The sequence below is a fragment of the Acidovorax radicis genome, assembly GCF_020510705.1.
Classification (GTDB): domain Bacteria; phylum Pseudomonadota; class Gammaproteobacteria; order Burkholderiales; family Burkholderiaceae_C; genus Acidovorax; species Acidovorax radicis_A.
In genome coordinates this window covers 4,260,411-4,281,509 of record NZ_CP075184.1, presented here as the reverse complement: position 1 = coordinate 4,281,509, position 21,099 = coordinate 4,260,411, and the positions used below count along the sequence as shown (strand labels likewise).

Sequence of the window (21,099 nt, the reverse complement as noted above, 5' to 3'; positions counted from 1 at the left end):
GGGTGCTCGTCTTGCCAAGGTGGCACCCACTAGATCCGGGGCTTTTTCATGCGGATCTGGCCGCACAAAGCCTTTTTACCCCTCTCACATGCCCGCCCGCGGGATCCATGTTTTCAAGGACTTTTGCCCATGTTTTCGCGTAAAAAGCAGCCGCCCATCAAAAGCCTGGTAGCGCAGGGCACAAAAATTGAAGGCAATGTGCACTTTGGCGAAGGCATGCGCATCGACGGCGACGTGGTGGGGGATATCCGCGCCAGCGCCGGGCAGCCCAGCATTCTTGTGATCTCCGAAACGGCCCGTGTTGAAGGGGCCGTGCATGCTGACCATGTCATCATCAATGGGCAGGTGCTGGGGCCGGTACACGCTGGCGAGCTTCTGGAGTTGCAGCCCAAGGCGCAGATCACCGGCAACGTGCACTACAAGGCGCTTGAAATGCATCAAGGCGCCACGATAGCGGGACAAATGATTCCCACCACCGTGCTGATCGGTGAAAAGCCCCCACTCAAGTTAGCGTCAAACAGCCAGTGAACCGAATTCCCGACGGGTTTGCAGTAGTATTCCCTGCAAACCCTGAACCCGGAGTACCTCATGAGCGCTGTTGCCGAAAACATCCAGACCGAAATGCCTGCCCCCATTCTGTTTACCGACAGCGCGGCGGCCAAGGTGGCGGACCTGATTGCCGAAGAGGGCAACCCTGATCTGAAACTGCGTGTATTTGTGCAGGGCGGTGGCTGCTCAGGGTTTCAGTATGGTTTCACGTTTGATGAAATCACCAACGAAGACGACACCATCATGTCCAAAAATGGGGTGTCTCTGTTGATCGATGCCATGAGCTACCAGTATCTGGTGGGCGCAGAGATTGATTACAAAGAAGATCTGCAGGGCGCGCAGTTTGTGATTAAAAACCCGAATGCCACCACCACGTGTGGCTGCGGTTCCAGCTTCTCCTGATCCGTGTCACGCGGCGCAGGCAGTTTGCCAGACTGCTTGCGCGATACCGAATGAATCAAGCCGCCTCTGGGCGGCTTTTCATTGGGACTTGGGGTCCTGAAAACGGCCCTTGACTGTCGATATGCCCTGGGTGGGCCGCGTGGGCCCTGACACCCTGCGCGGCAGGCCGGTTTGAGGCTGGTTTTGTTTTGAAGGCGTTGCCCAGCACCATGTCGCAGCAATCATCCCCCAAAGTGCTTTTATGGCTCGTAGCCGTCGGCTTCTTCATGCAGACGCTGGACGCGACCATCGTCAACACCGCGTTGCCGGCCATGGCGAAGAGCCTGGGCGAAAGCCCGCTACGCATGCAGTCTGTGGTGGTGGCGTATTCGCTGGCGATGGCGATGCTGATCCCCGCCTCTGGTTGGGTCGCAGACCGTTTTGGGGCGCGCCGTGTCTACCTTTGCGCCATCCTGCTTTTTGTGGCGGGGTCGGTGTGTTGCGCGTTTTCGCAGAGTCTTTCTCAACTGGTGGCCGCGAGGGTGGTGCAGGGGGCGGGTGGTGCGCTTTTGCTGCCTGTGGGGCGGTTGGTGGTGCTGCGGACTTTCCCACGCGAGAAGTTCTTGCGGGCGATGAGTTTTGTGGCCATTCCGGGGCTCATTGGCCCGCTGCTGGGGCCAACCCTGGGTGGGTGGCTCGTGGAGGCGGCGTCGTGGCACTGGATTTTTCTCATCAACGTGCCGGTAGGGCTGATAGGCTGCGTGGCCACCTTGCGCCACATGCCGGGCGAGCCGGTGCCCATGGTCTCGCGCTTTGACATGGCAGGCTACCTGATGCTGGCCTTCGGCATGGTGGCCTTGTCACTGGCGCTGGATGGGCTGGCCAGCCTGGGGTTGCGGCAGGCCAGCGTGTTGGTGCTCATGATTTTCGGGCTGGCCAGCCTCGTTGCCTATTGGTTGCACGCAGCCCGCAAGCCTGACCCGTTGTTTTCCCCGCGGCTGTTCTCTATCGACACCTTGCGCATTGGTTTGCTGGGTAATCTTTTTGCCAGACTGGGCAGCGCGTGCATGCCGTTCTTGATCCCACTGCTGCTGCAGGTCACCATGGGCTACTCGCCAATGCAGGCGGGGATGATGATGCTGCCGGTCGCCACAGCGGGCATGTCGATGAAGCGGTTCACCACCACGCTGATCACCCGCTTTGGTTACCGCCAAGTGCTCGTGGGCAACACGCTGCTGGTGGGCGTGACCATGGCCAGCTTCGGGCTGGCGGCGCCCACGCAGCCGCTGTGGGTGCATGTTGTGCAACTGGCCGTGTTTGGCGCCGTGAACTCACTGCAATTCACCGCCATGAACACCGTCACCCTCAAGGACCTGGAGCACGCCATGGCCAGCAGCGGCAACAGCTTGTTGTCCATGGTGCAGATGGTGGCGATGGGCATGGGGGTGGCCGCCGCTGGTGCCGTGCTGGCTGCGTTCACCGAGTTCTTTCAAGCTGCGGGGGCGGGGTTACAAACACTGCCAGCGTTCCAGGCCACCTTCGCCTGCATGGGGCTCATCACCGTGGCATCTGCAGGTATCTTTTGGCAGCTGTCACCGCAAGACCGCTCGCGCCATGCCGCCGAGGCGGCGGTGGAGGCCCGCGAACCGGGCTAACGGCACCAGGGCGTAGTCGCCAGGCGCGCGTCCTTCGGTCAGGGGCAGGCCGGGTACACGGCACCCAGCACCCGCTGGCCGACTGCGCCGGTCACACTGGCCAGGTTACCAGGCGCTGCGTGTAACGTCTGTCGGGCCAGCCATGCAAAAGCGGCTGCTTCTACCTGCATTGCGGGCAGGCCCAGCGCATCCGTGGGCACCACCTGCAGGTCGCGGCAGGCGAGCTGAAGGCGCGTCATGAGATGGGTGTTGAGTGCGCCACCGCCACATACTGCCAATGTTTTGCTATTGTTTTTATAGCTATTTGCGCAATTGCAGCAAGCGCTAACGGTGAATTCTGTCAATGTCGCTTGCACGTCAACCGGCGCCGCATGTGCAAAGCGCTGCAGATGAGTCTCCAGCCAGGCCGGGTTGAACAGATCGCGGCCCGTACTTTTGGGGGGCGTCTTTTGCAAGAAGGGCTCTTGCATCAATGCCCCCAGCAAGTCAGGCAACACCTGCCCCGATGCGGCCCAGGCGCCGGCAGCGTCAAACGCGTGCCCGGTATGGCGTTGACACCAGTAGTCCATCAATGCGTTGCCGGGCCCGCAGTCAAACCCGATGACGCTATCGTCCGCGCCCAGAACGCTGAGGTTGGAGATACCGCCGATGTTCAGCACCAGAACGGTTTCACCGGTGCGGCCGAAAATGCCTTGGTGAAACGCTGGCACCAGCGGGGCCCCCTGGCCCCCGGCTGCCACGTCGCGGCTGCGCAAGTCGGCGACCACCGCAATGCGCGTTATTTCCGCAAGCAGGGCAGGATTGCCCAGTTGTAGCGTGTAGCCTGTTCCGTCAAATTCCTGGGGTCGGTGCCGCACTGTCTGGCCATGGGCGCCAATGGCTCGGATGGCAGACGCGGCGTGGCCGCTGCGCTCCAGCAGTTCATGCACAACGCGGGCGTATGTGCGCGACAGCGCATTGCCGGCCAGCGCGGCGCGATGTAATTCGTTGCTACCGGGGGTATTGAGCGCCAGGAGCTCTGCGCGCAGCGCTGGCGCAAAAGCGGTGCTGGCATGGTGGGTGACCACCATGCGCGGCCCGGAGAAGTCGGCCAGCACGCCGTCCACCCCGTCGAGCGATGTGCCCGACATCAGGCCGATATACAGATCGGACATGGCCTGTGGATCGGTCGCGACGGTGGGCGGGGCAGCGTGTTTGGCCAGCAGTGCGGGGATCAGTCCGCGCTGGCCTGTTCGATCAGCGCTGCGGCAGACAACTGCACCCGCATGTTGGCCGCCAGGCGGTTGAAGACAGGGCGCGCAGCCGCCGACACAGGTGCCGCTGCATCACTTTGGGCGACGATGGTCATCGGGTCTTGCTGCTGGCCGTTCACGCGGAATTCGAAATGCAGGTGTGGCCCGGTGGCCCAGCCGGTGGCGCCCACGGCTCCAATGGTCTGGCCTTGTTCCACCGTTTGGCCCTGGTGCACATCAATGCGGCTCAGATGGGCATACACGGTGACGTGCTGATTGCGGTGCTTGACGAAGATAACGTTGCCATAGCCGTTTTGCACGCCGGCAAACTCGACCACACCATCACCCACGGTGCGCACGGCAGTGCCGGTGGGGGCTGCAAAGTCGGTCCCCAGGTGCGCTCGCCACGTTTTCAGGATGGGGTGCAGGCGCATTTTGAAGCCGCTTGTCACCCGCGAGAATTCCACCGGTGCCGCGAGGTAGGCGCGGCGCATGCTCTCGCCATTGAGGGTGTAGTACGCGCCTTTGGCTGCGCCCGGTTCCTGGAACCAGACGGCTTCATGGTTCTTGCCGTTGTTGACAAACTCGGCGCTCAGTACGCGGCCGCTGGAGAGCGGTTCGCCATCGGCTTCCAGGGTTTCGTACACCACCGAAAAGCGGTCGCCCTTGCGCAGCGAGCGGCGAAAGTCGATGTTGCCCGAAAACAGCTCGGCCATTTGCACCGCGACAGCGTCGGGGATGTTTGATGCATCGGTGGCGGCAAACAGCGAACTCTGGATGATGCCGCCCGACAGGCGGCTGCTGGTCGTCATCTTGGCGGTTTCGATGCGCGTGGCGAATTGCTCGCCCTTGCGCTCGACAATCAGGCGGCGGAAGTCGCCACTGTCGTCAGGTACCCAGCGGACTGTCAGGCGCACGAGGCGATGGTCATCGGTGGTCTCGGCAGAAACGATACGGCCAGTGCGTCCGAGCACATTTTGTCGGACAGGACTGTCACTTCGCAAAAAAGCGGCAGCGGCCGGGTCGGCCACGCCCAGGCGTTGAAGCAACGACTCTGGCGTGTCGCTGCTGCGCACCTGCTCGGAGCGGAACAGCGAGAAGCCTGGGGACTCCAGTTGGCCCAATACCAGATTTTCAGCCAGTGACTCTACGGGGTAGCTCACCGTGCGCACGGGCAATTCGGCCACGTCGGGGCCCAGCGATGCCACGGCGAAAGCGCCGCCACCGCCGGTCAACAGCAAGGCTGCGATGGCGGCAGTGATACGTTTGGGGTGTTGTTGGATCGTGCGGGACAGTCGGTCAAGCAAAGCCGAACTGGCGGTGGTCAAGCCGTGAATCAAAATTCTATTCCCAGGGTGATTGCGAATCCATGACACTCCTCCGGCGCTAAGACGGGGCAAGGCATGAAACACAGACTGTCAGGCTGCAGCCATTCGACAGGATGACGAAAAACAAGTCGAAACAGCGGGCCCACTAGAATCCGCCTCTGCAATGTGGGCTGAAGTATAGCGGTGCATGCTGTCTAGACATCCAAAAAAACCCTTATGAATCAATCTGCTGTTACAACAACCCCGGTCTCTGATGGTGTAGGACGGGCCCTCGAAATCTCGCTGCGCGGCGTGCAAGAGCTGCTGCCGCAGGACGAATGGGTCAAGAAGCTGACACGCTCGGAGGCCACCGGCCAGCCGCTGCGCATCAAACTGGGCCTGGACCCCACGGCCCCCGACATCCACATCGGCCACACGGTGGTGCTGAACAAGATGCGGCAGTTGCAAGATCTGGGCCACCAGGTCATCTTCTTGATCGGCGACTTCACCAGCCTGATCGGCGACCCATCGGGCCGCAACAGCACGCGCCCGCCGCTCACGCCCGAGCAGATCAAGGTGAACGCCGAGACTTATTACAAGCAGGCCAGCATGGTGCTGGACCCCGCGCGCACCGAGATCCGCTACAACAGCGAGTGGAGCGAGCCCCTGGGTGCGAGCGGCATGATCCAGCTGGCCTCGCGCTACACCGTGGCGCGCATGATGGAGCGCGACGACTTCCACAAGCGCTTCACCACCGGCCAGTCCATTGCGGTGCACGAGTTTTTGTACCCGCTGATGCAGGGCTACGACTCGGTGGCCTTGAAGAGCGACCTGGAGCTGGGCGGCACGGACCAGAAGTTCAACCTGCTCATGGGCCGCCATTTGCAGCAGGAATATGGCCAGGAGCCGCAGTGCGTGCTCACCATGCCGCTGCTGGTGGGGCTGGATGGCGTGGACAAGATGTCCAAGTCCAAGAGCAACTACATCGGCATTGCCGAGGACGCCAACACCATGTTTGCCAAGGTGCTGTCGATCAGCGACACCCTGATGTGGGACTGGTACACGCTGCTGTCGTTCAAGAGCCTGGCCGAGATCGCCGCGCTCAAGGCCGAGATCGCAGGCGGGCGCAACCCCAAGGACGCCAAGGTCATGCTGGCCAAAGAAATCACCGCGCGTTTTCACAGCGCCGCAGCGGCCGATGCGGCCGAGCAGGATTTCATCAACCGCAGCAAGGGCGGCGTGCCCGATGAGATTCCCGAGGTGTCGTTGTCTGGCGCGCCGTTGGGCATTGGTGCGCTGCTCAAGCAGGCCAATCTGGCGCCGTCGGGCAGCGAGGCCAACCGCCTGATCGACGGCGGCGGCGTGCGCGTGGATGGCAGCGTGGTCAGCGACAAGGGCCTGAAGCTGGCCGCTGGCACCTACGTGGTGCAGGTGGGCAAGCGCAAGTTTGCGCGGGTGACCTTGGCCTGAGTTTCAGGCCAAATGGGCCGGTAGCGCTTGATGGATAAGCGCTGGTAGCTATCAAAATAGAAGCGCTGAACCCCGCTGGGTCAGCGCTTTTTTGTTGTCAATCCAGGTTGTCGTTCAAGTCCGGGTCTGGCACATCCCCGATCGCCTCGCGCGTGGCCTGCGCCTGGATCTGCAGCCAGGCGCAAAACGCCTTGATCTCGGGCCGCTGCGCGCTGCGCGGCCCCACCATCAGCCAGTAGGCCAGCGGCGAGTCGATGCGGTGGCCGGGCAGCACCTCCACCAGGTCTCCGGCCGCCAGGGCATCGGCAATCAGCGGCATGCGGGCCAGCGCCAGGCCCTGGCCGGCCAGGGCCGCCTGCACGATCTGGTGGGCGTAGTTGAAGTACAGCCAGCGCTGGGGTTGCAGCTTGGTCAGGTCGCGGGTGTCAAACCAGCGGCGCCAGCTCAGGTGCTCCAGGTAGTGCGTGCGGTGGGCGTCGCCCGCCTCGATCAGGGTGAACTGCGCCACGTCGGCCGGGGTGCGCAGTGGCTTGCCGCTTTTGAGCAGCCAGGGGCTGGCCACCACGGCCAGTTGCTCGCCAAACAGGCGGATGCCGCCCTGCGTGGCGCCAGCGGGCATGGCGTAGCGCAGGGCCAGGTCCACGTCCGAGGTTTCCAGGTCGACCTGCACATCGCTCGCATCAATGCGGATGTCGATGCCCGGGTTGTCGCGCTGGAACTCCTCCATGCGCGGGATCAGCCACATCGAGGCAAAACTCGCCCAAGTGGTGATGGCCACGCTGCGGCGCCCTGCGGTCTGGCGCACCAGGCGCACGGCGGCGTCCATGCGCTCCAGCGCCGGGGCCACGGCGCGCTGCAGTTGCGCGCCTGCACTGGTGAGCTCCACCGCCCGCGTGTGGCGCAGGAACAGCGTCACCCCCACTTCTTCTTCCAAAGCCTGTATCTGGCGGCTCACGGCCGACTGGGTGAGCGCCAGCTCGTCGGCGGCAGCGCGGAAGTTCAGGTGCTTGGCCACCGCCAGAAAGGCGCGCCAGTGGCCGGTGGCCACGGGGCGGGTGCGAAGAACGGCAGGGGAGTATTCGGCAGAGGTCATGGTGGCATTCCTGCGCAGGATGATTCATGCGTTGATGGAATGAATAGCGTACCGCGTTTTCATTGGACTGTGTAGCGCCGCAAGCGCACCATCCAGCCCTAACAACACCTTGTCATTGAGCCGAAGGAGCTTGTCATGCCACCGACCCACATTCTGGAAACGCAACAATTCGTTCAGGCCAGCCAGGCGGGCCGACCTGCGGCCGGTTGCTGGAAATTGACCAATGGCCAGGCCCTGTCGCTGCGCCCGCGCACCCGTGGTGTGCTGCAGATTGCGCAAGGGCAGGTCTGGCTCACGCTGAGGGGGGCTCTGGCGGACTGGCCGGGCTCTGCGGCGGACCATGTGCTGAAGGCGGGTGAGCAATTGGCCATCGCGCCGGGCCAGCATGTGGTGATGGAAGCTTGGAACCCTGCGGGGCACACCGATGCCGTGGCTTTCCGTTGGGACAGCGTGGCGGCACCGGCCACAGCACAGCCCACCAGCCTGGCCGCCCGCGAATGGGAATGTGGTGTGGTGCAGCCGCTGCGCGACCTGGTGCATGCACTGGGCCAAGGCGGGCGTGCCTTGGGTACGGCGCTGGTGGATGTGACGGGTGCGGGCGGCCGATTTGCTGCGGGCCTGGCCCGGTTTGCTATGCATCGGATAGCAGGCCCGCTCCAGCGCAAGCCAGCCTGAAGCGCCCATGCAGAAAAAGCATCAATAGGTGCCGTGCTTTTCATTGGACGTTGTTCTACAAGCCGCGCACCATACGTTTTATTAGGGTTAACCCGGACAAAATCATGACAACCTCTCGCGCTCTCCATTTGCTCTCCACATCCCGCGCCGTGGGCGCCATGGCCGCAGATGCCGCCGGCTTCGTGGCCGCTGGTGCCGCCATCCGTCTGGCCCCTAAGGCCGCGATGACACTGCGTATTGCCGAAGGCCAGGCCTGGGTCACGCTGGGCAAGGGCATCGGCGATAGCAGCGACGTGTTCCTGTGCGCCGGGCAGTCGCTGCCCGTGGCTGCAGGCCAATCGGTGGTGGTCGAGCCGCTGGGCGGCCGCCGCCTGCAGTACCGCTGGGTGCGCGGGGATGCCGCCAATGCCCGCCCTGCATCGTGGTGGCGCCGTGCGTCGTTTGGCAACGGGGCGCCTGCCCACGGTGCCTGGGGCGACGCCTGCTACGCCTGACCTGATCTGCTGGGGGGGCATTCCCCTTGGTGTGGATGTGATTGACACGCTAAAGAGCTGCAAGCGATTGCCTATCAATCGCTTGCAGCTCTTTTTTTGATAGCTAACGCCCTTGGAGCAGGCTCTCAGGTCCGTGCGGCGGAGGCCGGGGCCTTCACGACAGGCTTGACGCTTGTGAACTTGAATGGGCTATGGGCGTGGGCTATGTGGCGCTAGGGCGGTGCCTCGCCCAGCAACCCGATTAACTGGGTCTGCAGCGTTGTCAACAGCTCATCCGACAGGGCGGGCCGCCCTGTCGCAGTGGCCCGGGCCAGCACCAGCCCGCCGACCATGGTGGCCAGAACGTGGATGGCGCGCGCGCGGTCTTGCGGTGGCTCGGTGGCGCTGCCTGCCTCCGCATGGCTGTCTGCCAGCAACTGCGCAAATCGCCCGATATTGCGCTCGATGCCCTGGGCAAACACTTCTGACAATTTGCCACCCGCCCGTGCGGCATCCACCGCCAGGGCGGCGACCGGGCAGCCCGTGCCCGGCGCGTCGCGGTGCTGGGGCGAGAGGTAGCTCTGAATGCGCTCGCCCACGGTGGGCGCGGTGGTAGGGGGCGTGGCGCCGTTCAGCGGGGCTATCGACCAGTCGAACGCACGCGCGCACGCCTCTTGCACCAGCGCATCCTTGGAGGCGAAATGCCGGTACAGCCCGCCATGCGTGAGCCCCGCATCGCGCGTGATGTCGGCCACGCCCACGCCGGCCAGCCCCCGCTCGCGGTACAGGCGGGCCGCCGCGTCCAGGATGCTCTGTCGGTTTTCTGCGGCCTGTGCTTTGGAAACCTTCATGCTTGCCTCTTATTGATTGCGGCCGTACGCAAAAATGGATTCGGCGTTTATGATGATGGTTGCAATCATAAAGGCGCGAACCTGGTCGTTCGCGCTCCGCTGCAGCACCCCGGTGTTGCAGCCCCATCTGTCTGACGAGGTGAATCCATGAAAAAAATGACCCCTGGCGGCTGTTGTGCCGATGTGTGGAGTGGTGTGTGTTGCGGCAAGGCGGTGGCCTGATGCGGCGCGTTGTGGTCACGGGCATGGGCCTGGTGTCGCCGCTGGGCTGCGGCGTGGATCTGGTCTGGCAGCGCCTGCTGGCGGGGCGCTCGGGTCTGTCGCGCCTGCCGGAGTCGGTCACGGACGGCATTGCCGCCAAGGTGGCGGGGCAGGTGCCCAGCGTGGCGGACGACGCGGAGGGGGGCTGGGATGTGGATGCCATCGTCTCGTCCAAAGACCAGCGCAAGATGGACCGCTTTATCCCCTTTGCGCTGGGCGCCGCGCAGCAGGCGCTGGCCCAGGCCGGCTGGCCCCCGGCCGACGAGCGCGCACGCGAGCGCACCGCCACCGTGATCGCGTCGGGTATTGGCGGCTTCGGTGCCATTGCCGAGGCCGTGCGCACCACCGACTCGCGCGGCCCGCAGCGCCTGTCGCCGTTCACGGTGCCGTCGTTCCTGGTCAACTTGGCGGCGGGGCAGGTGTCAATTCGCCATGGGCTCAAGGGTCCGATCGGCGCGCCGGTCACGGCGTGCGCCGCCAGCATCCAGGCGATTGGCGATGCGGCGCGCCTGATCCGCAACGGCGAGGCCGACGTGGTCGTGTGCGGCGGTAGCGAGGCTGCCATTGACCGCGTGAGCCTGGGCGGTTTTGCGGCAGCCAAGGCGCTGGGCTCGGCCTTCAATGACACCCCCGAGCAGGCATCGCGGCCGTTCGATGCGCAGCGCGACGGTTTTGTGATGGGCGAGGGCGCGGGCATGCTGGTGATCGAGGCGCTGGACCATGCCCTCGCGCGCGGCGCGCAGCCACTGGCCGAGCTGGTGGGCTACGGCACGTCGGCCGACGCGTACCACATCACCTCCGGCCCCGAAGACGGTGACGGCGCCGCGCGCAGCATGTGGGCCGCGCTGGCGCAGGCGGGGCTCAAGGCCGACGAGGTGCAGCATCTGAACGCACACGCCACGTCCACCCAGGTGGGCGACCGGGGCGAGCTCGCTGCCATCCGCCGTGTGTTTGGCGCGGGCGCGCAGGTGGCCATCAGCTCCACCAAATCGGCCACCGGCCATCTGTTGGGGGCCGCGGGCGCGGTGGCGGCCATCTTCACGGCGCTGGCGCTGCGCGACCAGGTGGTGCCGGGCACGTTGAATCTGCACACGCCCGATGTGTTGACCGAAGGGCTGGACATGGTGGCGCTGCGCCCGCGGCCGATGGCGCTCACGCACGCCATGCTCAACGGGTTTGGTTTTGGGGGGGTGAATGCCACCCTGATCTTGCGGCGCTGGCCGGCAACGGCCTGACGCGCCTTACGCCTGGCTCGTGATGCGGGTTGCCGGCCTGGCCCGCTGCGGGCCGGTGCCTTTCAGTGGACGAGCTCGCCGCGCACGACTTCAAATGCGGCGAGGGCGGCTTCCCCATCCAGTTGCTCCATGCGGGCCAGCGCTTCCACATCTTCTACCGTGCTGAACGCCAGGCTGAACTGCTGAAAACGCCGCCCTGCCAATGGGCCGTGGTGCAGCACCTCCACGTTGACATGGCGGGGGTCGTTGCGGATGCGCTCAATAAGCTTGAGTACCGCTTTTTGCGGGCCTTCCAGTTGCTGGCAAAAGCGCTGGCCGTCAAAGATCAGCAACCCTGTCACGTCCAGCTCCGCGTTGACATGGCGCGCGCGCCCAGCAATCTCCGCCACCACGCTCAAGGGTTGATCGGGGGCGAGGGTGCTCACATAGAGAACCTCGTAGAGGACGGGGGATACGTTCATAAGTGAGGCCCAATGTAGAGGGCGCACGGTGGCCGCGCAATGTCAAAAGACATAGGTGTGACCGCTGCGCCACCCCGCGAACGACGGCGTTGTAGTCGGATGTGAATGGACGCCCTCCGTCCCTAGAATGGCGCCACCATGAATGTCACCTTGCCTGCCAACGTCTGCCCTCCGACCTGCCACGATTGCCGGTTGCGAAAGACCGGTGCGTTCACCGCCGTGAAGCCCGAGGTGCTGGATTTCATCGAAGGATTTCGCATCGACAGCCTGGCTGTAGAGGCCGGCGGCGCGCTGGTGCGCGAGAACCAGACCAACGCCAAGCTGTTCACCCTGTATTCGGGCTGGGCGTTTCGCTACAAGACCATGAGCGACGGGCGCCGCCAGATCCTCAACTTCTTGCTGCCTGGTGACCTGGTGGGCCTGCAGCAGGAGTTTGGCGATGTGTCTACCCACGGTATCGAGGCGCTGACTGACTGCTCGTTGTGTGTGTTCCAGAACGACAGCCTGTGGGCGCTGTTTCGCGAGCATCCGCGCCTGGGCTACGACATCACCTGGCTGTCGGCCCACGAAGAAGGCCATGTGGACGACAACCTGCTTACCGCCGGCCGCCGCAACGCCACCGAGCGCGTGGCCATGCTGCTCATGCACCTGTACCGGCGGCTCGACCGCATCGGGCTGGTGGAGGACGGCACAGTGGCGTTCCCGCTCAACCAGCAGCACATTGCCGACGCCCTGGGGCTGTCGCTGGTGCACACCAACAAGACGCTGCGGCGCCTGTCGCTGCTGGGCCTGCATGAGCTGAAGAACGGCCGCTTGCGCCTGCTCAACACCCGGGCTCTCGCGCGCATCGCCGAGTACTACGACACGCCGCCCCGGCTGATGCCGTTGCTGTAAAACGCTGTCTGCTGCGGCAGAGATCTGAGAGAAATTGCCTCTAGCGCTTGATAGATAAGCGTGAATAGCTATTGTTTTAATAGCTTTTTGCGCCCAGCGGGCTGCAGCCGATAATCCACGCCATGCCCGCGCGCCGGGCTTTTGCAGCGCCCACCCATCTCCTCTTTCATGACCTCACTCGACATCCTCATCATGGCGGCCGGCAAAGGCACGCGCATGAAAAGCCGCCTGCCCAAGGTCCTGCAGCGCCTTGCTGGCCGCCCCTTGTTGCACCACGTGCTGGACCAGGCCGCGCACCTGCAGGCCCGCAGCGCCATCGTCATCACCGGCCATGGCGCTACAGAAGTAGAAGCGGCTACCGCAGGTGCAGCAGGCGCTGGCGCCTCTTTTGACCTCAAATTCGTGCGCCAGGAACCCCAGCTGGGCACGGGTCATGCCGTGTTGCAGGCCGTGCCGCACCTGCGCGAAGACGGCACGGTGGTGGTGCTGTCGGGCGATGTGCCCCTGACCCAGGCCGACACCCTGCGCGCCCTGGTGGCTGCCAGCGGTGGCGAGCGGCTGGCGCTGCTGACGGTGACCCTGCCCGACCCCATCGGTTATGGCCGCATCGTGCGCAATACATCGGATGCCGTGCAAGGCATCGTCGAACACAAGGATGCGAGCGAGGCCCAGCGCGCCATCACCGAGATCTACAGCGGCATCATGGCCGTGCCCGCGCGGTTGCTCACGCCCTGGCTGGCGCGGCTAACCAATGACAACGCCCAGGGCGAGTACTACCTGACCGACATCGTCGCCATGGCCGTGGCCGACGGTGTGCCCGTAGTGGCCCACCGCATCAGCGACGCTCTGCAAGTGGCAGGCGTCAACAGCCCGCTGCAACTGGCCGAGCTGGAGCGCGCGCACCAACTGCGCCAGGCGCGGGCGCTGATGGAGCAAGGCGTGCGCCTGGCCGACCCGGCCCGCTTCGATGTGCGCGACGATGCCCGCACCGGCGTGCGCGGCGAGCTGGTGTGCGGCCAGGACGTGGAGATTGACGTCAACTGCGTCTTCACCGGCCGCGTGGAGCTGGGCGAGGGCGTGAGCATCGGCGCGAATTGCTGCATTGCCAACGCGCGCATCGCGGACGGTGCCGTGATCCACCCCTACACCCATATCGACGGCGAAAAGGCGGGCGCCACCGTGGGCGAGGGCGCGCTGATCGGCCCCTTTGCCCGCCTGCGCCCCGGCGCGCAGCTGGGCCGCGAGGTGCACATCGGCAACTTTGTGGAAGTGAAAAACAGCACCCTGGCCGATGGTGCCAAGGCCAACCACCTGGCCTACCTGGGCGACGCCACGGTGGGCGAGCGCGTGAACTACGGCGCGGGCAGCATCACCGCCAACTACGACGGCGCCAACAAGCACCGCACGGTGATTGAGGCCGACGTGCACATCGGCAGCAACTGCGTGCTGGTGGCGCCCGTGACCATTGGCGCGGGCGGCACGGTGGGTGGTGGCAGCACCATCACCAAGAGCACGGCGCCCGGCGCGCTCAGCGTGGCGCGCGGCAAGCAGGTCAGCATTGCCAATTGGACCCGTCCCGCCAAACAACCCAAGCCATGAACGAGCCAGACGCGACCGGGCAGGAGCTACAGCAACTGCGCGCCGCGCTGGCCCGCAGCCAGCAGCAGGTGGCCGACATGGCCGCCGCGCAAGAGGAGTTCCTGCGCGCCGTCTCGCACGACCTGCGCGCGCCGCTGCGGCATGTGACGTCATACGGCACGCTGGTGCGCGAGGTGCTGGGCGACTTGCCGCCCGAAGTGCTGCAAGGGCCCGAGGTGCAGGAAGCGCTGGGTTTTCTGGCCACCATGGACCAGTCTGCCCGCCGCATGGGGTTGATGATCGACGGCCTGCAGGCCCTGGTGCGCGTGGGCCGCGCACCGCTGCTCCTGCAACCCGCGTCGCTGGCGGGGGCCATTGCGCAGGCGCGCGCCACGCTGGCAGGGCAGGAGGCGGGTCGGACCGTGGATTGGCAGGTGGCGCCCGACCTTCCCGTGCTGCACGCCGACCCGGCGCTGCTGCAGGAGCTGCTGGTGCAATTGCTGGGCAACGCGCTCAAGTTCACCCGGCCCGTGGCCCAGGCCCGCATCGCCGTGCAGGCCGATGTGGCGCCCTCGGGTCAGGTGGGTTTCATGGTGCAGGACAACGGCGTGGGATTCGACCCTGCGCGCGCGGCTGGCTTGTTCGGCGTGTTCCAGCGCCTGCACCGCGAGGCCGAGTTTGAAGGCGTGGGGGGCGGGCTGGCCTTGTGCCGCACCATTGTCGAGCGCCATGGTGGAACGGTAACCGCCACCGCCGTGTCGGGGCTGGGGTGTACGGTGCGGGTGCAGTGGCCTGCTGGTTCCTACCCCCCTGCCATGCCAGGTCGAAAGATCGCTAGACCGCTAGACCGCTAGACCGCTGGCAGCAGCGCAGGCTCCATACAACCGGCCACCTGGTTGCGCCCCCCGTTTTTGGCCGTGTAAAGCGCCGTGTCTGCTGCGTCGATCCACGCCCGCAGGCTGCTATGGCGGTGGTCTGCAGGCGCTACGCCGATGCTGCTGGTGATGCGAATACCCGGCAGGCTGCGCAGCCGCACCCCTTCGGTTTGCTCGCGGATGCGGTGCGCAATGGCCAGGGCGTCCTTGGCGTGCATGCCGGGCAGCACGATGGCAAACTCGTCGCCGCCATAACGCCCAGCGCAGTCGCCTGCGCGCACATTGCCGCGCACCACGTGGGCCAATGCGCGGATCACTTCATCTCCCACGGTGTGGCCATGGGTGTCGTTGATTTCCTTGAATCGATCGATGTCCAGCATCAGCATGCAGGCGGGCTCATCGGTGGTGTGGTGGCGGCGCAGTGCGGCCTCGGCCTGCTCTTGCCAGTGGCCGCGTCCGAACAGGCCGGTGAGTGCGTCCATGCGACGCAGCTCGTCGAGCATCTGATTCTGGCGCGCGGTTTTGCGTATCAGCTGGTAGCTCACCATGCTGACCGACAGCGTGTGCAGCACCATGACCGGCAGGCACGCGATCATCACGCGCATGGATGTCTCGGGTGCCCAGTGAACGCCCATCAGCAGCGCGCAGACCGAGCCGCCTGCCAATATGGCCCATAACGCGTGAGCCCACAGCCTGCGAATGCCCGTGGTGATCTTGTCCACCATGGTCAGCGTGACCACCAGCACGCTGGGCAGCAGATTGAAGTGCATCAGCGGCACAAACGCGGCCGCCATGGCGGAATCAACGAGCAGGTTGTTGATCTCGGTGCGATACGGGTCAGCGCTGTAGCGCGTGCGCAGGTAGGCCACGTGGGGCCACACAAACGCGAGCAGCACCATGCCCGCCCAGGCATACAGCGACGCCTGGCGTTCCCACAGCACGACGCCCACCACCATGCCACCCAGCCCCATGCCCAGCATGCGCAAGGGGTAGATACGTCGGGGCATCTGGCGGCGAGGCGTTGACATGGGTGTGATGGGCGTGATGGGTGTGCCAAGGGTGCCGGGGCGGCCTGCAGCGGGCATTCGTGCAGGCGGTGTGTAAGAAATTGTCAGAGCTTACAGTGCGCCGCCAGCAGACACCAGCATGAAATTGCCACGTGACCCCCGTGCCGGAGCGCCGTGGCGCATGGGCCCGCACTGTGGCGCTCCAGGCATGTGGTGTGGCAGCGAGCGTTTGCTCTCAATGCCAAATGCCCAATGCGGGGCGTCGAAACCCGTCAACGCGCCTGAAGATGCCGCAACTGCTGGCGCAATGCGGCCACCTCCTCGATCAGGTCGGTGGTCAGGGCGGCCAGTTCGGGGTCGGCGTCGAAGGTGGCTTCCAGGTGGGCCAGCCGCCGTGCGCGCACCACGGTGGCGCTGCTGAATCGCCATGTGGTGGGGTTGCCGGTGGCGCCCTCGGCACTGGTTTGCAGCAGGCCCTCTTGCAGCCGTGTGAGGACCCAGTCGGCATCCATCCGGCAGGCGCTGGCCAGGGCGTCGAGGGTGAGTGCGGTGGCGTCGTCGTCCAGCAGCTCGGCCAAGAGGGTGTGGCGCGGGGCCGCGCTGGTGCCAGAGGTGGATTGCGGGGCGCTCATGGCTGGGCTCCTTGGGGGGCTCGTGGATTGAAATGCGCAAACGCCTGTGCGAGCGACGCATAGGCTGCGCGCGTTGCATCGTCTGTGGCGGGCGGCAAGGCGATATGCAGCTCCAGATACAGGTCACCCGCCGGCTTGCCGGGGATGCCACGGCCTTTCAGGCGCAGCTTGCGCCCGGCCTTCCAGCCTGCGGGAACGGTGACCTCGATCACCGACCCGCCCGGCGTGCCCACCTCGATCGAGGCGCCCAGTGCCGCCTCCCAGGGCGCCACCATCAGCGGTTGATAGACATCGCGGCCCTCGGTGCGCCAGCGTGGGTCGGGCTTGAACATGACCTCCAGGAACAAATCGCCCGCTGGTGCGCCACCCCAGCCGGGGCTGCCCTGGCCCGCCAGGCGAATCAGCTGGCCCTCGCGCACACCCTGCGGGATTTTGACCAGCAGGCTGCGCTCGTCCCGCGCCAGCGCGCCGTCATCGGCCTGGTGAGCACTTTGCAGCGTGAGCGTGCGCTCAGCCCCTTGGTAGGAGTCCGCCAGGTCGAGCTCGATGCGCGCGTGATGGTCTGTGCCGCGCACGGCCTGGGGGTGTGAACCTGCGGCGCCGCTATCGTGGGCTGAGCCCGTGGACCTGCCGTGTGCCCTGCTTGCCCCCGCACGCGCTTGGGCAGCGCGGCCAAACAGTTGCTCGAAAAAGTCGCTGAAATCTTCCGGGGCGCCGCCCTGGCCTTGGGGGCCGTAGCTGTGGGCGCCGTCTGAGAATTCGAACCCCGCGTCCCAGTGGGGCGGTGGTCGATATGCCTGCCCGGCCTGTGCGCGGGGCTCCTGTGCCAAGCGGTCGTAGGCGGCCCGCTTTTCGGGGTCTGACAGCACTGCATTGGCCTCGTTCAGTGCCGTCATGCGGGTAATGGCATCGGGCTCCTTGCTCACATCGGGGTGGTACTTGCGCGCCAGCTTGCGATAGGCCTTCTTGATCTCGTCGGCGTTGGCGGTGGGTTTGACCCCCAGCGTCTGGTAGTAGTCCTTGAACTCCATGCAGCAGGCTCCTTGGATGGGCGCGTTGGCAAGATGCCCTATGCGCGCCACGTGTGTGCCACCCACTGTATGCCAGCGCCGTTGCCAATGCCAGTGCCCAGCGACAGGGCAATCGCACCTTGTGCGCGCCCGCCAAGGGCACGCCCTTTTGCCCTGTTTTGTCAAAAACAATAGCTGCTTGCGCCTATGTATCAAGCGCTACAGGCACTTTTGTATCAAATTTTGCGCGGCGTGTCGCAAAGAATGTCTTGACGTTGCGTACATTGGCATCGCTCGTGAACAGGCGCTGAGACAGTGCGAGATACCCGGGCATGTCGCGTGTGTGCACCACCAGCACGAAGTCTGGCCCCGGGGAGACGCGCCAGCACTGCTGCACGTCGGCATCTGCCACGGCGCGGGCTTCAAACGCGTCGAGCTGCTCTGCGCCCTGGCGGTCAAGCGACACCTCGACAATGCACGCCAGCCCATGGCCCTGCACGGCGGCCAGCCGGTCGGGCTGCAGGATGGCTACTTGCCGCTCGATCAGCCCTGCATCCAGCAGGCGCTTGACGCGGCGCAGGCAGGTGGGCGGCGACACATGTGCCTGTTCGGCCAGCGACTGGTTGCTCTGTGCCGCGTCTGTTTGCAGAAGATTGAGCAACTGCACGTCAATCGCATCGAGTGATATGGATTCCATTTTTCTATGATAAATGGATATAAATTTCATCAAATGGTTGTGTTGAAATTTAAATTCAAAAACTATGAAATATTGATTAAAAATTAATTAGCAGCGTGCCTACCATCGCACCATCGCTTCCCATCAAAGGCATCACCATGTGCGGCATCGTCGGCGCGGTCTCCACGCGCAACATCGTTCCCATCCTCGTCCAGGGCCTGCAGCGGCTTGAATACCGGGGCTATGACTCCTGCGGAGTGGCCGTGCATGCTGCCAGCCTGGACGCCACGCGCCACGGCACACCGCAGGGCGGCTTGCAGCGCGCCCGCAGCACCGCCCGCGTGGCCGAACTGCTGGAACAGGTGCACACCGAACACATCGACGGCGCCACGGGCATCGCCCACACCCGCTGGGCCACCCATGGCGCACCAGCGCTGCACAACGCTCACCCCCATTTCAGCCACGGCGCCGGTGCAGACGCCGCCACCGCTGCGGGCCGTGTGGCGCTGGTGCACAACGGCATCATCGAGAACCACGAAGAGCTGCGCAAAACGCTGCAGGCGCGAGGCTACGTGTTTGTCAGCCAGACCGACACCGAGGTCATTGCTCACCTGGTGGACAGCCACTACAACGGCGACCTGTTCGATGCCGTGCGGGCCACCGTGGCCGAGCTGCAAGGCGCCTATGCGATTGCCGTTATCCACAAGGACGAGCCCCACCGCGTGGTGGGCGCGCGCGCAGGCTCGCCGCTCATTCTGGGCGTGGGGCAGGGCCAAGGCGCTGCCGCAGAGGCGTCACCGTCCGTCGAGCACTTTCTGGCCAGCGACGCCATGGCTCTGGCCGGGGTGACGGATCAGATCGTTTACCTCGAAGAAGGCGATCTGGTGGACCTGCAACTGGGTCGCTACTGGATCGTGGGCAAGGACGGCGCAGCACTTACACCCCTCCAGCGCCCCGTGCGCACCGTGCGCGCCCACAGCGGCGCGGCCGAGCTGGGGCCCTACCGCCACTACATGCAAAAAGAGATCTTCGAGCAGCCCCGCGCCATCGGCGACACGCTGGAAGGCGTCGAGGGCATCGTGCCCGAGCTGTTTGATGGCGTGGGCCAGCATGGCGAGCCCGGTGCAGCGGCCTGGCGCGTGTTCAAAGAGATCGACCGCGTGCTCATCTTGGCCTGCGGCACCAGCTACTACAGCGGCTGCACCGCCAAATACTGGCTCGAAGAAATCGCCGGCATCCCCACGCAGGTGGAGGTGGCCAGCGAATACCGCTACCGCACCAGCGTGCCCGACCCGCGCACCCTTGTCGTCACCATCAGCCAGTCGGGCGAAACCGCCGACACCCTGGCTGCGCTGCGCCATGCGCAGTCGTTGGGCATGCAACACACGCTCACCATCTGCAACGTGGCCACCAGCGCCATGGTGCGCGAATGCAAGCTCGCCTACATCACGCGTGCCGGGGTCGAGATCGGCGTGGCCAGCACCAAGGCCTTCACCACCCAGTTGGCCGGGCTGTTTTTGCTGACCCTGGCGCTCGCCCAGTCCAAAGGCCGCCTCAGCGAAGACCAGGAAGCCGCCCACCTCAAAGCCATGCGCCACCTGCCCGTGGCTTTGCAGGCCGTGCTGGCGCTGGAGCCGCAGATCATCAGTTGGGCTGAAGACTTTGCCCGCATGGAAAACGCCCTGTTCCTGGGCCGGGGCATGCACTACCCCATAGCGCTCGAAGGCGCGCTCAAGCTCAAGGAAATCAGCTACATCCACGCCGAGGCCTATCCCGCCGGTGAACTCAAGCACGGCCCCCTGGCCCTGGTGACCAGCGCCATGCCGGTGGTCACCGTAGCGCCCAACGATGCGTTACTGGAAAAACTCAAGAGCAACATGCAGGAAGTGCGCGCGCGCGCCGGTGTGCTCTATGTGCTGGCCGATGCCGATACGCGCATCGACAGCAGCGAAGGCATTCACGTCATCCGCATGCCTGAACACTACGGCCCCTTAAGCCCACTGCTGCACGTGGTGCCGCTGCAGCTGCTGGCGTATCACACGGCATGCGCGCGGGGGACGGATGTGGACAAGCCCCGCAACCTGGCGAAAAGTGTGACGGTGGAGTGAGTGTTGATTTCCAGGGCGGCTCTTTCCTTAATTGACTAAAGTTATGGACTTTTTCATGTATAAAAATTAGATTTCAACAATTATTTTTCGATTGTGGGAATTTTCTACAAATTTGACTCATGCACTGTGGGTCGTAAAGATAGCTCTGCAGCCTGTAGATAAAGCCCCAAGGGTGCCGCGCACCAGTACTGATGGGTTGATCGTAAAAATAAACTCTGTAACCTGTAAATAGAGCCTGTAATGGTGCAGCGCACCTGCACCGATGGGTTCCAAGCGCCTCAGTTGAGGCGCTTTTTTATTGTCAGCTCGCAAAGCTATGGGGAGTTGGATGGGCTGCTTCAGGCTGGCAGCTGCCGCTGAGTTTTGGCATGCCGACGACCGCTGCCGTCAGCACCGGTCATTCAGTTGTCGCAAACTGAGTGACTGCTGCACCTCCAGGATCTGACCTTCGTCGAAACTTGTGCCTCTGACTGCCAGGATCCAATGAGGCGTGCCGGTCAGCGGCAGCTTTCACAAATTGCAAATGGCGGTACCGACCCAAAGCGGAAGTACGACTGCTCACGGCGAAAGACCGCTGAGCAACGCTGACCTTGGTTGCAATCACGGTGTCGGCAAATCTTGCCGTGATTTAGGCGTAGAGCGAAGGCAAAGATCGTGTCTTAATATCTCGTTACAT

General features: G+C 64.6%; 20 protein-coding genes. 11 read left to right on the top strand and 9 right to left on the bottom strand.

What is annotated here, in order from left to right; all coding sequences use genetic code 11:
- The first annotated feature begins 129 nt into the window (after nucleotides 1–129).
- The 3 genes from KI609_RS19575 to mdtD all read left to right on the top strand — a co-directional run bounded on the left by KI609_RS19575 (nucleotide 130) and on the right by mdtD (nucleotide 2,585).
- Nucleotides 130–528, top strand: coding sequence for a bactofilin family protein (locus tag KI609_RS19575; RefSeq protein WP_226445210.1), 399 nt, complete (start codon nucleotides 130–132; stop codon nucleotides 526–528).
- Between the two features lie 60 nt (nucleotides 529–588).
- Complete coding sequence (gene erpA / locus KI609_RS19570) at nucleotides 589–951, top strand: iron-sulfur cluster insertion protein ErpA (protein ID WP_226445209.1); 363 nt, start codon at nucleotides 589–591, stop codon at nucleotides 949–951.
- A 209-nt stretch (nucleotides 952–1,160) separates the two neighbouring features.
- A complete protein-coding gene (gene mdtD / locus KI609_RS19565; protein ID WP_226445208.1) occupies nucleotides 1,161–2,585 on the top strand; it encodes a multidrug transporter subunit MdtD in 1,425 nt (474 codons plus the stop codon).
- A gap of 38 nt (nucleotides 2,586–2,623) precedes the next feature.
- On the opposite strand, the gene KI609_RS19560 is transcribed toward mdtD, so the two are convergent.
- Together KI609_RS19560 and KI609_RS19555 are read right to left on the bottom strand one after the other, a co-directional pair.
- The gene (locus KI609_RS19560) at nucleotides 2,624–3,739 is read right to left on the bottom strand and encodes an anhydro-N-acetylmuramic acid kinase (RefSeq protein WP_226445207.1); all 1,116 of its coding nucleotides are present in this window, start codon (nucleotides 3,737–3,739) and stop codon (nucleotides 2,624–2,626) included.
- A gap of 59 nt (nucleotides 3,740–3,798) precedes the next feature.
- The gene (locus KI609_RS19555; RefSeq protein WP_226445206.1) at nucleotides 3,799–5,157 is read right to left on the bottom strand and encodes a M23 family metallopeptidase; all 1,359 of its coding nucleotides are present in this window, start codon (nucleotides 5,155–5,157) and stop codon (nucleotides 3,799–3,801) included.
- A 204-nt stretch (nucleotides 5,158–5,361) separates the two neighbouring features.
- Between KI609_RS19555 and tyrS the strand changes: the two genes are divergently transcribed.
- On the top strand, nucleotides 5,362–6,594 hold the full coding sequence (gene tyrS / locus KI609_RS19550; protein WP_226445205.1) for a tyrosine--tRNA ligase: 1,233 nt from the start codon (nucleotides 5,362–5,364) through the stop codon (nucleotides 6,592–6,594).
- Between the two features lie 97 nt (nucleotides 6,595–6,691).
- Here tyrS and KI609_RS19545 read toward each other — a convergent pair whose 3' ends face one another.
- Nucleotides 6,692–7,687, bottom strand: a complete 996-nt coding sequence (locus KI609_RS19545) for a LysR substrate-binding domain-containing protein (RefSeq protein WP_226445204.1) — start codon at nucleotides 7,685–7,687, stop codon at nucleotides 6,692–6,694.
- 135 nt (nucleotides 7,688–7,822) lie between these two features.
- On the opposite strand from KI609_RS19545, the gene KI609_RS19540 reads away from it, so the two are divergent.
- Nucleotides 7,823–8,362 (top strand): DUF2917 domain-containing protein, encoded by a 540-nt coding sequence (locus KI609_RS19540; protein ID WP_226445203.1) that lies wholly within the window; start codon nucleotides 7,823–7,825, stop codon nucleotides 8,360–8,362.
- Between the two features lie 104 nt (nucleotides 8,363–8,466).
- Nucleotides 8,467–8,856, top strand: a complete 390-nt coding sequence (locus tag KI609_RS19535) for a DUF2917 domain-containing protein (protein ID WP_226445202.1) — start codon at nucleotides 8,467–8,469, stop codon at nucleotides 8,854–8,856.
- A gap of 212 nt (nucleotides 8,857–9,068) precedes the next feature.
- Here the strand turns inward: KI609_RS19535 and KI609_RS19530 are convergent, their stop codons facing one another.
- Nucleotides 9,069–9,686 (bottom strand): TetR/AcrR family transcriptional regulator, encoded by a 618-nt coding sequence (locus KI609_RS19530; protein WP_226445201.1) that lies wholly within the window; start codon nucleotides 9,684–9,686, stop codon nucleotides 9,069–9,071.
- A gap of 221 nt (nucleotides 9,687–9,907) precedes the next feature.
- Here KI609_RS19530 and fabF point away from each other — a divergent pair, with 221 nt between their 5' ends.
- Nucleotides 9,908–11,182, top strand: a complete 1,275-nt coding sequence (gene fabF, locus KI609_RS19525) for a beta-ketoacyl-ACP synthase II (protein ID WP_226450543.1) — start codon at nucleotides 9,908–9,910, stop codon at nucleotides 11,180–11,182.
- Nucleotides 11,183–11,244: 62 nt separating this feature from the next.
- On the opposite strand, the gene KI609_RS19520 is transcribed toward fabF, so the two are convergent.
- Complete coding sequence (locus tag KI609_RS19520; protein ID WP_226445200.1) at nucleotides 11,245–11,643, bottom strand: BLUF domain-containing protein; 399 nt, start codon at nucleotides 11,641–11,643, stop codon at nucleotides 11,245–11,247.
- A 138-nt stretch (nucleotides 11,644–11,781) separates the two neighbouring features.
- Here KI609_RS19520 and KI609_RS19515 point away from each other — a divergent pair, with 138 nt between their 5' ends.
- From KI609_RS19515 to KI609_RS19505, 3 genes are all read left to right on the top strand, one after another.
- Nucleotides 11,782–12,537: a Crp/Fnr family transcriptional regulator gene (locus KI609_RS19515; RefSeq protein ID WP_226445199.1), complete on the top strand. Its 756-nt coding sequence runs from the start codon at nucleotides 11,782–11,784 to the stop codon at nucleotides 12,535–12,537.
- 168 nt (nucleotides 12,538–12,705) lie between these two features.
- Nucleotides 12,706–14,136 carry a bifunctional UDP-N-acetylglucosamine diphosphorylase/glucosamine-1-phosphate N-acetyltransferase GlmU gene (gene glmU, locus KI609_RS19510; RefSeq protein ID WP_226445198.1) on the top strand — a complete coding sequence of 477 codons (1,431 nt, stop codon included), beginning with the start codon at nucleotides 12,706–12,708 and terminating at the stop codon, nucleotides 14,134–14,136.
- Nucleotides 14,133–14,969, top strand: a complete 837-nt coding sequence (locus tag KI609_RS19505; RefSeq protein WP_226445197.1) for a sensor histidine kinase — start codon at nucleotides 14,133–14,135, stop codon at nucleotides 14,967–14,969. Before glmU ends, KI609_RS19505 begins: the two co-directional genes overlap by 4 nt.
- On the opposite strand, the gene KI609_RS19500 is transcribed toward KI609_RS19505, so the two are convergent.
- The 4 genes from KI609_RS19500 to KI609_RS19485 all read right to left on the bottom strand — a co-directional run bounded on the left by KI609_RS19500 (nucleotide 14,966) and on the right by KI609_RS19485 (nucleotide 18,336).
- Entirely contained in the window at nucleotides 14,966–16,018 is a 1,053-nt protein-coding gene (locus tag KI609_RS19500; protein ID WP_226445196.1) for a sensor domain-containing diguanylate cyclase, read from the bottom strand. The genes KI609_RS19505 and KI609_RS19500 overlap by 4 nt on opposite strands.
- Nucleotides 16,019–16,269: 251 nt before the next feature.
- Nucleotides 16,270–16,629, bottom strand: a complete 360-nt coding sequence (locus KI609_RS19495) for a MerR family transcriptional regulator (protein ID WP_226445195.1) — start codon at nucleotides 16,627–16,629, stop codon at nucleotides 16,270–16,272.
- Entirely contained in the window at nucleotides 16,626–17,660 is a 1,035-nt protein-coding gene (locus KI609_RS19490) for a DnaJ C-terminal domain-containing protein (RefSeq protein WP_226445194.1), read from the bottom strand. The genes KI609_RS19495 and KI609_RS19490 overlap by 4 nt, the downstream gene beginning before the upstream one ends.
- Before the next feature lie 184 nt (nucleotides 17,661–17,844).
- Nucleotides 17,845–18,336, bottom strand: a complete 492-nt coding sequence (locus KI609_RS19485) for an Lrp/AsnC family transcriptional regulator (RefSeq protein ID WP_226445193.1) — start codon at nucleotides 18,334–18,336, stop codon at nucleotides 17,845–17,847.
- A gap of 137 nt (nucleotides 18,337–18,473) precedes the next feature.
- Between KI609_RS19485 and glmS the strand changes: the two genes are divergently transcribed.
- Complete coding sequence (gene glmS, locus KI609_RS19480; RefSeq protein WP_226445192.1) at nucleotides 18,474–20,423, top strand: glutamine--fructose-6-phosphate transaminase (isomerizing); 1,950 nt, start codon at nucleotides 18,474–18,476, stop codon at nucleotides 20,421–20,423.
- Nucleotides 20,424–21,099: the final 676 nt, after the last annotated feature.